The organism is Bacillus sp. SSR7 (genome assembly GCF_055902415.1).
In genome coordinates, this window is the sequence record NZ_JBVVXV010000019.1 from 114,267 (window position 1) to 126,759 (window position 12,493).

At 36.4% G+C, this 12,493-nt stretch carries 14 protein-coding genes, 4 tRNA genes and 2 riboswitches; of the genes, 2 read left to right on the plus strand and 16 right to left on the minus strand.

The genetic code is table 11. The features are described 5' to 3' along the window. Nucleotides 1-37 precede the first annotated feature (37 nt). The 10 genes from thiD to tenA are packed head-to-tail and all read right to left on the minus strand — an operon-like array spanning nucleotide 38 to nucleotide 7,766. Complete coding sequence (gene thiD / locus AC0NJG_RS25410) at nucleotides 38-859, minus strand: bifunctional hydroxymethylpyrimidine kinase/phosphomethylpyrimidine kinase (protein WP_140168808.1); 822 nt, start codon at nucleotides 857-859, stop codon at nucleotides 38-40. A gap of 6 nt (nucleotides 860-865) precedes the next feature. Beyond that, on the minus strand, nucleotides 866-1,885 hold the full coding sequence (gene thiF, locus AC0NJG_RS25415; RefSeq protein WP_087997616.1) for a thiazole biosynthesis adenylyltransferase ThiF: 1,020 nt from the start codon (nucleotides 1,883-1,885) through the stop codon (nucleotides 866-868). Continuing rightward, nucleotides 1,878-2,648 carry a thiazole synthase gene (gene thiG, locus AC0NJG_RS25420; RefSeq protein ID WP_000931995.1) on the minus strand — a complete coding sequence of 257 codons (771 nt, stop codon included), beginning with the start codon at nucleotides 2,646-2,648 and terminating at the stop codon, nucleotides 1,878-1,880. Before thiG ends, thiF begins: the two co-directional genes overlap by 8 nt. Nucleotides 2,649-2,650: 2 nt before the next feature. Next, a complete protein-coding gene (thiS, locus tag AC0NJG_RS25425) occupies nucleotides 2,651-2,854 on the minus strand; it encodes a sulfur carrier protein ThiS (protein WP_001049505.1) in 204 nt (67 codons plus the stop codon). Nucleotides 2,855-2,869: 15 nt separating this feature from the next. Continuing rightward, entirely contained in the window at nucleotides 2,870-3,979 is a 1,110-nt protein-coding gene (thiO, locus tag AC0NJG_RS25430; RefSeq protein ID WP_087951401.1) for a glycine oxidase ThiO, read from the minus strand. Beyond that, the gene (tenI, locus tag AC0NJG_RS25435) at nucleotides 3,972-4,592 is read right to left on the minus strand and encodes a thiazole tautomerase TenI (protein ID WP_000787179.1); all 621 of its coding nucleotides are present in this window, start codon (nucleotides 4,590-4,592) and stop codon (nucleotides 3,972-3,974) included. The genes thiO and tenI overlap by 8 nt, the downstream gene beginning before the upstream one ends. 10 nt (nucleotides 4,593-4,602) lie before the next feature. Beyond that, nucleotides 4,603-5,604 carry an ABC transporter substrate-binding protein gene (locus AC0NJG_RS25440; RefSeq protein ID WP_063263445.1) on the minus strand — a complete coding sequence of 334 codons (1,002 nt, stop codon included), beginning with the start codon at nucleotides 5,602-5,604 and terminating at the stop codon, nucleotides 4,603-4,605. Further along, nucleotides 5,601-6,353, minus strand: a complete 753-nt coding sequence (locus AC0NJG_RS25445) for an ABC transporter permease (protein ID WP_044790963.1) — start codon at nucleotides 6,351-6,353, stop codon at nucleotides 5,601-5,603. The genes AC0NJG_RS25440 and AC0NJG_RS25445 overlap by 4 nt, the downstream gene beginning before the upstream one ends. Beyond that, nucleotides 6,353-7,102: an ABC transporter ATP-binding protein gene (locus AC0NJG_RS25450; protein WP_087951399.1), complete on the minus strand. Its 750-nt coding sequence runs from the start codon at nucleotides 7,100-7,102 to the stop codon at nucleotides 6,353-6,355. The genes AC0NJG_RS25445 and AC0NJG_RS25450 overlap by 1 nt, the downstream gene beginning before the upstream one ends. Next, a complete protein-coding gene (gene tenA / locus AC0NJG_RS25455) occupies nucleotides 7,071-7,766 on the minus strand; it encodes a thiaminase II (RefSeq protein ID WP_000666826.1) in 696 nt (231 codons plus the stop codon). Before tenA ends, AC0NJG_RS25450 begins: the two co-directional genes overlap by 32 nt. Nucleotides 7,767-7,848: 82 nt before the next feature. After that, a riboswitch (TPP riboswitch) is annotated at nucleotides 7,849-7,951 on the minus strand. Nucleotides 7,952-8,011: 60 nt separating this feature from the next. Further along, nucleotides 8,012-8,124, minus strand: a riboswitch (TPP riboswitch). 269 nt (nucleotides 8,125-8,393) lie between these two features. On the opposite strand from tenA, the gene AC0NJG_RS25460 reads away from it, so the two are divergent. Together AC0NJG_RS25460 and AC0NJG_RS25465 are read left to right on the plus strand one after the other, a co-directional pair. Continuing rightward, on the plus strand, nucleotides 8,394-9,554 hold the full coding sequence (locus tag AC0NJG_RS25460; protein ID WP_087951398.1) for an SH3 domain-containing protein: 1,161 nt from the start codon (nucleotides 8,394-8,396) through the stop codon (nucleotides 9,552-9,554). A gap of 5 nt (nucleotides 9,555-9,559) precedes the next feature. After that, nucleotides 9,560-9,898 (plus strand): hypothetical protein, encoded by a 339-nt coding sequence (locus AC0NJG_RS25465; protein WP_087951397.1) that lies wholly within the window; start codon nucleotides 9,560-9,562, stop codon nucleotides 9,896-9,898. A 224-nt stretch (nucleotides 9,899-10,122) separates the two neighbouring features. Here AC0NJG_RS25465 and AC0NJG_RS25470 read toward each other — a convergent pair whose 3' ends face one another. From AC0NJG_RS25470 to AC0NJG_RS25495, 6 genes are all read right to left on the minus strand, one after another. Then, nucleotides 10,123-11,274: a DUF3965 domain-containing protein gene (locus AC0NJG_RS25470; protein ID WP_000648924.1), complete on the minus strand. Its 1,152-nt coding sequence runs from the start codon at nucleotides 11,272-11,274 to the stop codon at nucleotides 10,123-10,125. A gap of 294 nt (nucleotides 11,275-11,568) precedes the next feature. After that, a complete protein-coding gene (locus AC0NJG_RS25475; RefSeq protein ID WP_014893304.1) occupies nucleotides 11,569-11,988 on the minus strand; it encodes a CBS domain-containing protein in 420 nt (139 codons plus the stop codon). Between the two features lie 130 nt (nucleotides 11,989-12,118). Beyond that, a tRNA-Glu gene (locus AC0NJG_RS25480) sits at nucleotides 12,119-12,190 on the minus strand. Between the two features lies 1 nt (nucleotide 12,191). Next, a tRNA-Asn gene (locus tag AC0NJG_RS25485) sits at nucleotides 12,192-12,266 on the minus strand. Nucleotides 12,267-12,274: 8 nt separating this feature from the next. Beyond that, a tRNA-Ile gene (locus AC0NJG_RS25490) sits at nucleotides 12,275-12,351 on the minus strand. Nucleotides 12,352-12,361: 10 nt separating this feature from the next. Next, nucleotides 12,362-12,432, minus strand: a tRNA-Trp gene (locus tag AC0NJG_RS25495). Nucleotides 12,433-12,493 lie beyond the last annotated feature (61 nt).

Consider the following 12,493-nt stretch of genomic DNA (forward strand, 5'->3'; position numbering starts at 1 on the left):
GAAAAAAAGCCAGTTACAAAACTGACTTTTCACTTTCTTACAAACGCATTTTATTCACTTTATATGCAAAATGATTCGTCGGTCCATGACCACTACCGATATTCAATGGCTCTTCAATTGCTATACTAATAAATTGTTTTGCTTCTTGAACTGCCTCTTCAATCGAGTAGCCCTTCGCAAGTCCTGCTGTAACTGCAGATGCAAATGTACAGCCGCTTCCGTGTGTTTGTTTCGAAGGAATTCGCTCACTTCTAAATTCAATAAACTCTTCTCCATCAAAGAGTAAATCAATTACTTCATTACCTTGATATTCAGCATGCCCGCCCTTCATAAGTACATATTTCGCACCTAATTCATGCAGTACTTTTGCAGCCTCTTTACTATCTTCAACGTTATGAATTTCTAGCCCTGTTAACACTTCTGCTTCAGGAACATTCGGTGTTATAACAGTTGCTACTGGTAATAAGTATTCTTTTAATGCTTGTACTGCTTCTTGTTGTAATAGTGATGCTCCTCCTTTTGCAATCATAACAGGATCTAGCACAATATTATTCCAGCCAAATTTCTTAATCTGTTCTGCCACAATTTGAATAATTTCACTACTAAACAACATTCCTAGTTTCACAGCATCTGGTGTTACATCCGTACCAATTGAATTCAACTGTTCCGTAATACCTTCTAATGGAACTGGATATACCCCTTGAACGCCAAGCGTGTTTTGAGCAGTAATTGCCGTAATAGCCGTCATACCATACACACCAAGCTCTTGGAATGTTTTTAAATCTGCTTGAATGCCGGCACCGCCGCCACTATCAGATCCTGCAATTGTTAAAGCTTTATTTACTTTCATCCCACTCATCCTTTTCTATCCAAAATAGCGATGATAAATTGTTTTTGCTTCGCTTATATCTTTCGTTCCATGTACAAGTACACGACCATCTTTAAAAGCAACTAATCTCTTTTCTTCCACAGAAAATGATAATAAATATGGATTTACATTTAAATCATTCACACGATCATTCAGCAGCTCTTTATATCGTTCAAAATCTATTTCCTCTTTATGAGGTGGTCTAATTTGAACTGTATTTCTCCCGCATAACACTGCTGTTTTCGATGTATTGTCTTTATTTAAATACGGATACAATGCATTCTCTCCGCACGAAGGACAATTGTGTTTACGAAGCTTTTGTACATTCATACATGAATATTCATTCTTCCACATATCAAACGATACAAGTCCATCCCGGAGTGCCTCGTAATCTTCCACTAACAATTTAAGAGCTTCTGTTACTTGATGAGAAACGACGAGAGATACAGCAGGCGATATAATGCCTGCCGTATCACATGTCGCTCCCCCAAGCGGAATTGCTTGTAACAAACATGATAAACATGGCGTTTTACTAGGAAGAATGGTGTAAGAAAGGCCGTAACTCCCTACACATGCTCCGTAAATCCATGGAATAGAATACTTTTGTGCTATATCATTCACAATGAAACGTGTTTCAAAATTATCAGTCGCATCGATTATTACATCAACATTTGTAACAAGTTCTTCTAATTCCTCAGCTGTTACATCTTGAACGAGCGCTTCTACTCTTACTTCACTATTAATCTCTTCTAGACGTTTCTTTGCCGCTACGGCCTTCGGAAGATTATTTTCTACATCACTCTCTGCATACAATTGCTGCCTTTGTAAATTACTCCAATCGACATAATCACGATCAACAATCGTTACTGTGCCAACACCCGCTCTTACAAACATTTCTGCATTTGCACTACCTAGTGCACCCGCACCAATAATGAGTACATGCTTTTCTCTTATTTTTTGCTGGCCTTCTTCTCCAATCGGAGAAAATAATTCTTGGCGAGAATATCGATTATTCAACTACGCTCATTCCTTCTAAAGGACTACTTGCCGTTGCACAACGCTTACGTGCAATACGACCTGCTTCAAATCCTAAACGGCCTGCCTCAATACTTAATTTCATTGCTTGTGCCATTTTAATAGGATCTTTTGCTCCTGATACAGCTGTATTTAATAACACGCCATCTGCTCCTAATTCCATCGCAAATGCCGCATCAGCCGGGCTACCGATACCAGCATCAACGATAACTGGTACTGTCGCTTGTTCAATAATAAAGCTCAAATTCAATGGATTTACAATACCAAGTCCTGATCCAATTGGAGATGCTCCTGGCATAATCGCATGCACGCCAAGTTCTTGTAATTTACGTGCTAATACAACATCATCAGATGTGTACGGAAGTACGATAAATCCTTCCTCTAGTAACATTTCAGATGCCTTTAACGTCTCTACCGGATCAGGTAATAACGTTCTATCATCACCAATAACTTCTACCTTTATCATGTCACAAAGCCCAGAAGCTTTTGCTAATTTTGCAATACGAACAGCTTCTTCAGCATTTTTTGCTCCGGCTGTATTCGGTAATAACGTATATTTTTTCACATCAAGTTTCTCTAATAAATTAGGCTGCTTTGCATCAAATATATCCATACGACGTACTGCGAACGTTAAAACCTCAGCCTCAGATACATCAATTGCCTTTTGCTGCACATCAAAATCAGGGAATTTTCCTGTTCCTAATAAAAGTCTAGAATGAAATGAAAATGGTCCAATGTTTAACATAATCAACCGCCTCCTACGAAAGTTACAATCTCAATTTGGTCTCCATCAAAAACAGATGTATCTGTATGATCATCTTTTTGTAAAATATCTTTATTACGCTCTACTACAACAATTCTGTTATCTAACTCTAAATGTGTAAGTAGCTCAGCTACTGTTTTCACACTCTCTGGCACTTCAATTTGATTACCATTAATTTTTAAATTCAAACTTCCATCCCCTTTCTAAACTGTTTTAGAAAGCAATGAATCTAGCAAGTGATTCTCCTGCTTTCCCTCTATTAAATCAGCCATATATTGACCAGAAACAGGACTTAATAAAATACCGTTTCGATAATGGCCCGTACAAGCATATAAACCTTTTATTTCTTCATGCTCTCCCATATAAGGAGCTTCATGATTCGATTGTGGTCTTAATCCTGCCCATGCACTTTCCCATTCAGCTTCTTTTAAAGCAGGCAATATTGTATACGCGCGCTCTAATATAGAAGTAATACTTTCCGGTTGCACAGTTTTATTGAACGTACGGGGCTTCATCGTTGCACCAATTACGTAACGTCCACCGCGCTTTGGTGCAATGTAAAATCTTTCTTGGAAAATAGGCGCCTTTAAAAGTGGTTTTCTACTTCTTACCGCTACTACTTCTCCTTTAACTGGATATGTACCCCATTCGCGGTGAAAATAACCTAGTAACTTTGTGCTCCATGAGCCACCCGCAATCACAACTTTTTCGCAAGTGATCATACCTTCGCTTGTCACAATTCCAGTCACTTTATTATTTTCAATACGAACATCAAACACTTCTGTCTGTTCATATATATCAGCACCCGAGAATGATGCGGAATGTGCGAATGCTTTCGTAAGATCTGGTGCAATAACATGACCGTCTTTCGGATAATATACAGCCCCTATAATTGACTCAGATAGATACGGCTCTTTCTCTCGCAAACGATCTCCCGCTAGAAAGTAAGAATCTTCACCGGTTTTCTGCTGCCAATCCATAATATGAAGAATTCTTTCCTTTTCCTCTTCATTTTGAGCAATGCGATAAATGCCTTTCTCTTCATACCCAATATCGATGCCTGTTTTTTCACGTAAAACTTCTGCAAGTTGTGGAAATATAGCACGGCTTTCTCTAGCAAGTTCAAATAGCGGGTCATATTCATCCCATTCTGCCTGCACCCCAAGTAAACCAGCGGCTGCTTTCGAGGCTTCAGATGCAATCTGTTGCTTCTCTACAATCGCTACTTTATGCCCTCTTTCTGCTAGAAAATGTGCAACTGAACTACCAATTACACCACCGCCAATTATCGCTACATCATACTTCTTACACATGTTTTTCCGCCCACTTTCTTATTGATTCCTTATAAGATTTCGCTTTGCTATACGGGTTACTACTACTTATAATCCCAGACATAACAGCGATACCACTGACGCCGTTAGTAAGAACATCTCCAGTGTTTTCCGGAGTGATTCCTCCAATTGCTGTAATCGGTATGGATAAACACTTTGCAATGTCTGAAATTTCTTCAAGCCCTCTCGCTGGCACACCTTTTTTACAATCTGTCGGAAATACATGACCATAAACGAGTGAATCCGCGCCATTCTTAAATGCATCGATCGCCTCTTCTAAAGAATGCACAGAATAACCGACATGCAAATAAGAAAACTTTTCTTTCACTGACCTTACATCTGCGCTTCGATACCCTAGCTGCACGCGCGGAATGTTTAATAAAATAGCAATATCAATTCGATCATTTATCACTATTTTGGATGCTGGAAAGCCCTTCTTCAAAAGACTTTCCACACCTTCATACAATTCCTTCGTACTTTTCTCACGCTCACGAATATGCAAATAATCAATTTCACTTTCAATTTGCATCGCTACATTCACTAACTCTTCGAATGACATGTGCCCATTTGAGATTACATGAAGCTCATTTTTCATATTCATTCGCCTACTTTAAAATGTTTTCGAATAACTCATCGGCCGGAACGATTTCTTTCGTCATTCCTTTATCTTTCAGCCATTTATTTTGTTTCTCCCATGACTCTTTTGAATCTGATAAAAATGGCTCATCCTTCGTTTCCATCTTCTCTAATAAAATTTTCATACTTTCTTTTTCAACTTCTGGTACAAGCGGGAAGTTTTCTTTTTCTTGATGATTTAATAAAATATTTAATGCTTCATCTGGATTTTTCTTCATGAAATCATAACCTTTTTTTGTACCACGCAAGAAAGCTTGCAACGCTTCTTTATCTTTTTTCAATGTTTTATCACCTGTTACAAATACAAGCTCATGATAATTCGGTACACCATAATCTGCTGGATTAAAGTATGCTGGTTCATGACCTTCATGACGCATAACAGGTACTTCGTGGTTAATGTATGCTCCTGTTACCGCATCCACTTTTTTCGTGATTAATGCTGGTACTAAATCAAAACCAACATCGACTACTTTCACTGTATCTGGATTACCACCAGCTTCTTTTACCATCGTTTTTAAATACATCTCACTTAAAGGTGTTCCAGAATATCCAACTGTTTTACCCTCTAAATCTTTTGGCGATTGAATGCCTGCAGACTTCAGCGATACAACATGATTTAATGGTGAACGTACGACAGCTCCAATTGATTTCACTGGAATTTGTTCATTTGCTTTTGCCATGACAACATCTGGCTGATAATATAAGCCCACTGTTACTTTTCCTGCAGCTGCTAACGTTAATGGGTCAGTAGGATTAGAAGGAAATTTAATATTCACCTTTACTCCTTCTTCTTTAAAGTAGCCTTTTTCAATTGCTGCATAAATAAAACTATGTACCGCATTTGGATACCAATCAAGCATGACCGTTATTTCTTTCTCTTTTTTACTTTTGTCCGATGCTGAATTACTCGAACATCCAGCAATCATTGCAACTAATAATGTAAACACAAAGATGCGTTTTAAAAATTTCATGAATGCTTCCTCCAACTAATAAATTTCTTTTCTAATACCGAAATAAGTACGACGAAGAAAATAGCTAATAATGATAACAATACAATGGGTGCAAATACACCCGCTCCGTCTAACTGCGTCATCATTCTCTTACTGAAATATCCTAGCCCCGCTTGTGCACCGAGCCATTCACCAATTGCCGCCCCAATTACACTAAGCGGTACTGCAATTTTTAAAGCTGAGAAAAAATAAGGAAGAGCAGACGGCAATTTTAATTTAAGAAAAACATCTTTTTTCGTTGCCCCATACGTAACTAAAAGCTCCTCCCATTCTTTTTTCGTACTGCGCAGTCCATCATACGTATTGACCGCAATTGGGAAAAACGTAATTAAAACCGTAACAACAACCTTACTCCAGATCGTATATCCAAACCATAAAACGAAAAGCGGAGCAAGCGCTGTAATAGGAATCGTTTGTGAGGCAACTAATAATGGATAAAAAGCTCTCTCCATCCAATTACTCGCATTCATTAACATCGCTAGCCCTACCCCAAGTACGATAGAAATAGCCACTCCTATTAAAACGACATATAATGTTGCAGGCAAATGAACCGTAAATAATATATCTTTTAGTTTCCATATTTTCATTACAATTGCAGACGGTGACGGTAAAATGTACATTTCATCTACAATTCTTGCGCCTACTTCCCAAAGAGCAAGTAAAATACTAGAAAGCGTAAGAGCAGGTAATAGCTCCTTCAACCGGTTCATCATACGAGTACCTGCCTTTGCAACATACTAAGGAGCTCATCTTTAAGCGCTATCACTTCAGGCTTATATAAATCTTTTCTTGTCCGATTACGATCAAGCGGTACAATCCTCTCGGTTAAAGTAGTTATCGGTTGATTTTCTACAACGAAAATTCGATTAGAAAGAAACAATGCTTCTTCCACATCATGAGTGATAAATAAAATTGTTTTTTCCCACTCTTTCCATTGTTCAAACAACCATTCTTGCAAAGATGCCTTCGTTAAAGCATCCAACGCGCTAAACGGTTCATCTAACAGCAATATCTCCCCGCCTGTTAATAAAGTTCGAATAAAGGATACGCGTTGTCTCATACCACCAGATAAATCTTTCGGATATTTTGTCTCATACCCTTGTAAGCCAAATTTATGCAATAGTTCCTTTGCCCTTATTTGTGCTTCTTTCTTCTGTACACCTTGGCACTCTAACGGTAGGGCAGCATTCTCAATAATCGTTCTCCACGGCAGGAGCATATCTTTTTGGGGCATATACCCTACAGGATGGCTCTTTGTTTCTTTCAGCTCTATCTGTCCCGTACTTACTTCTTCTAAACCTGTAATAAGGCGAAATAAAGTACTTTTCCCGCATCCACTCGGTCCGATAATACTTACAAACTCTTTATCTTGTATAGAAGCATTTAATTCATTGATGATTGGCTTCTCATCATAATGAAAAGAAACATTATGAAACTGTAGTATGTTCTTGCTCCTCAAATCCCCACATCTCCTTACGATAGGACATATCCCAGAATAAATATTCAAATCGACTGGAATATAGGAAAATCTCTTCTAATCGATCTAGCTCTTTTTCAGACTTTCCAACTGCCATTTCATTTAATAAATCGATTAACCAAATACAAAGGTTACCGTATTCTTCAGAACTATATCCTTGAATCCACTCACCAAAGAATTCATGATCCCTTGCTCCAGGAATATCATTTAAACGCTTTCCAATTTCCCAGTAGCTCCACATACATGGAAGAAGTGCTGCTATTAATTCTGCAAGTGTGCCATTTTGAGATACAGACATCATGTAATTTGTATAAGCTAGATTTTTAGCAGATGGCTTTGCAGACTCTATCTCCTCTATAGAAATTCCAAGTCTTTTTGCATATTGTTTATGAATTGTCATTTCTCCATTTAATATCCCATCAATTTGTTCAGCAAATTTCCCCATTACTTGTGGATTCGTTGCCTTTACAACACCGATCGCATATAGCTTTGCATAATCTAACAAATATAAATAATCTTGAATAATGTAATACTGAAACTTATCTTTTTCTAATGTGCCATCCCCCATACCTACAACAAATGGATGATTATGACTCATCTCCCAAACTGGTTGTACAGTTTCTAATAATCTATCGCAAAATTTCATTTCTCTATCCCCTTTCAATTTATATATCTAAATAAAAAACCACTTCTAAATAAGAAGTGGTTACAGCAAATAAAATTATAATTTATTCGTTGCTCCACTTCCCTTCGCTAGTATTACCTAGATCAGGTCTGTAAGGGTTAAGGATTATTCCTCTCTCAGCACAACAAGCACCCCTAGTGGTTTCAATATGAAATTTTCAAATAAAAAAGCCCCGTTTCTATACGCAAAGAAACGGGGACTCATTATTAGTGTCCGAATTGCTTCCCTACGCTAGCATAATCTAGATCAGGTAATAAAAAGGATCAAAGACTTAAGGTCTTACTCTCAGCTGGCAACACCAGCTCTCCTAGCAAACTATAAAATTATCACTGTCAGTATAACACCGTAATAAGACATCATCAACTTTTTTAATTTTCTCAATTGTCAACAAAATAACAAAGCCATATAATACTTATATTCTATTTTGGAAATTATTATCCTAATGAATTGGATAAAAATGAATCATTATCCTCAAAAAATTTATTTTTATATTGATTTCATATTACATTTATGTGAATACACCCACTATATTATATCTTTATACTATAATAAAATTACAACTATACAACTAGAGGAGGTCTCTATTATATGAATATGAAAGCTACTGCTTTAACAGCAACTACTGTCGCAATTGCTTCTTTACTTCCTTCTATGGGAGAAACAAATGTACAAACAGCCAACGCTGAACAATTATCTAATGTGAAAACTGGATATGTCAAAGTCGATCAAGTAGCCTTACATACAAAAGATAACACAAATAGCTCATCAATTGATACAATTCGCTTTAATACGAAAGTGAATATACTTGAAACAACTAATGACTGGTATAAAGTATCTGTTAATAATAAAGTAGGTTACGTACAAAAAGATTCTATTCTACTAAAAAACAAACTTCAATCTAATAATCAATATATCGTCAATGCCAATGCATTAAACGTTCGTTCTGAACCTAATCTAGAATCTTCAATTTTAGATGTATTACCAAATGGGAAATTCGTTACCATTCAAGAAGAACAAGGCGAGTGGTATAAAATTTTACATAATGGCAAAACAGGTTACGTACAAAAGGCATTCGTATCTAATGGTTCACAGCCTTTAGTAAAAGGCATCACAGTTCAAAATAATGCGAAATACACAGTTGCAACACCTAAACTTAATGTACGTAGCGACGCTAGTACAAGTAGCGCACTACTTGGTTCATTGCAAAATGGTACACAATTACAAGTAGTGGAAACTGTAGGAACTTGGTATAAAATTCGTTTTGGCACAGGATACGGATACGTGGCAAAACATTATGTAGTGCAAAACCAAACGCAATCACAAGCTCAAACGGCTCAACCTACTTCCATTCCAGCCGTTTTCAAATTCCCTACTCAAGGAAGAATTAGCTCAACATTTGATATGCGCTGGGAACAAATGCATTATGGTATAGATATCGCAGCTCAGGGTAATGTCTCTATCCAGGCGGCGGCGGCAGGTAAAGTCGTGAAATCATATTATTCAGCTAGCTATGGCAATGTTGTGTTCATCGCTCATCAAATAAACGGGAAATTATATACAACAGTCTATGCTCACATGAAAGATCGCACTGTACAAGCTGGTGATCAAGTACAAGCTGGACAATTAGTAGGTCATATGGGAAACACAGGTCATTCATACGGGCAACATCTTCATTTTGAATTACACAATGGAGAATGGAATTTTGAAAAAACAAATGCAGTAAACCCACTGCCATATTTAGTTAGGTAAATTGTATGCCACGCAATATCAATATACCTCTCTTAATTGAATACTTAGCCTTTTTAGGCTTAATCTGTTGCTTAGTAATTTATAATACAAATACTGTATTTTTATCTATTATCATTGCTTTTGTTGCTTTAGAAATTATGATGGAAGCTTTTCAAGTTCAACTAAAACAAAAAATTGCCCATATTTATAATGCCATCTTTCTATTAAGTGCCTTAATAACAAATATTATTAGTAATGGTTTTTATTTATCTACCGTATTTCCCGTATTCTTTATGGCTGTTTTATTAATCATAGCTAGATACATTCATGTTCCTACTAACAAAAAACACGAACAAGAAGCTTAGAAAGAGGAGACACCGTGTATCAATCTTTCAAAGATAATCCGCTAAAATATATATTGAATTTATACAAAAAAACAAATACTTTTTTTGGTATACAAGGAAGCTATACGGCACAATTTCTCCTTTATGGAATGTTATTTCTCGTCTTAATTACATTTTTCTTGCTTTACTAAATTAAAAAGGATCTCAATTATGAGATCCTTTTTAATTTATATAGAAAATGCTCTTTATCCACAAGCATATTTTTCATAAATAAAGCTAAGATTATATTTTTTCTCTAAGCTCATTCTTTGTTCATCATCACACCAATAGAACAGAATATCATGAATCGTTGCATAACGCTTATTTTTAAGAAACAGTTTAAAGAAAGATGGTAAACAGTCATGTAATTGTATAAATATATAATTGCGTAATATTTCTTCTTTATATTTAATGCCCTTACAAATATACAATAATTCTTCACAATAATATGCATGTTGTGGAACTTGGATCATTTCGAAAAATGGCACATATGATAATAACTTTCCAATAAAATGATCATATCGATCCATTATCCCTATCGTCATATGCTCCATCATATCTTTCATTACATATAAATAATCATCTACATGAGTAGTCTTGAGTGGGTCTAATCGATCTGAAATTTGAGAAAGTACAGCCCTTTGGCAAGCTAACACCGCTTGACTAGGTCCATAATACGATAGAAAGTCTGTACACTTACGATACTTTCGTAATAAATCATATGTATATAAGTCATAAACAAAAGTATTACAATACATCGCTAAACTCATCATATCACTATTTAATTGCTCTTTTGATAGTGACTTAGCTCTCTTACACATATAAAAGAATGTAAATTCTAATACTTCTTTATGAGATAATAGATGTTTACAGTCTGTTATACATTTCTCATTAAATTTAACTCTATCCCAAATTTCTACATCCCCATCAGTTAATTCACCAATACGATATTTAATAATTAAATAGTTTAAAGCCACCGCCTGCGTCAAAAGATCCCACGTTTCATATTCCAATGAAGTATGAACAAACTCAGCTAGCCCTTGAGTTACCATAAAAGTATTCGCTTCTTCATACCAACCAATTTCTTGGCATAAGCGAAGAATACGTACTAAAGTTGGAATTTCGTCTTTATGAAATTGCGGTAAATTCTTTGCTTTATTCATTCCATATACGATAAATGCCGCTAAATTTTCTTCTTTATAAAATTCTTTTTCTTTCCACACTAATATAGTTCGTTCTTTCCCTTCACCTTTTGGATGACAAGGTACAAGCAAAGAAAATAATTCAGCGAAATTATTTGGTTCTATATATGTATCTGTAACCAAATTCCAATTTGGATCGCGCTGTACAGCCTTCATATAATTCCCCTTCCCTTTTGTCTACATAGGAAATATTAATCCATTATTACATCATTAACAATAAATATTGTTATATTCGAAATCAATCATAATACTTATATCTATCAGTATATCATTTTTTATCTTATTTATAATTAGGAATGACAAATTTAAATAAACTGTCGAAATTACTCACTGTATACTTATTATATAATGGCTCAGATACATCATGCTAACATATTAGCTTAACCCTATATACTAGAATAATGTATCTGATTTTTATACGTAACGTATTCCACTAACTAAAATCTCACTTCATTCCGTATGCTCTGATATTTCACTTAAAGCAAATCCCGCTTGATCATCTGCCGATTCTTTTATAGCTAAATCTCCTAGTGCTAACATCCCAACGAGTTGACCACTCTCGACTACTGGCAATCGTCTAATTTGATACTGCGCCATTAACTCTGTAGCCTTTTCAATAGAATCGTCTGGAGAAACTGAAACAATGTTTGTTGTCATTACATTTGTAATTTTATTAGATCCAGGATGTTTTTCAGCAATTCCTCGAACAACTAAATCTCGGTCCGTAACAAGACCAACAACTTGTTCATTTTCGACAACCGGGATCAATCCAATCGATTCTTCTTTCATCTTTACAGCAGCTTCATATACATTGTCTAACGGTGTACACTGTACAATATGAGTGCTCATCAAGTCTCTCACTCGTGTCATTTGTATCTCCTCCTTTTTATACATACCATAGCTTTTCCTAAATCCCTTTATTTATTTCAGGAAAATCAGTTGATAAAGGAGAATGAACGCACAATAAAAAAGAGTCAGCATATTGCTGACTCTTTTTTTATGACCCGTACGGGATTCGAACCCGTGTTACCGCCGTGAAAGGGCGGTGTCTTAACCACTTGACCAACGGGCCATGGCTCCGCAGGTAGGACTCGAACCTACGACCGATCGGTTAACAGCCGATAGCTCTACCACTGAGCTACTGCGGAATAATATATGGTGGGCCTAAATGGACTCGAACCATCGACCTCACGCTTATCAGGCGTGCGCTCTAACCAGCTGAGCTATAGGCCCATATACTTTACAGGGGCAGTAGGAATCGAACCCACACTGGAGGTTTTGGAGACCTCAGTTCTACCTTTAAACTATGCCCCTAAAGGATGCCGACTAGAGGACTTGAACCCCCAACCTACTGATTACAAGTCAGTTGCTCTAC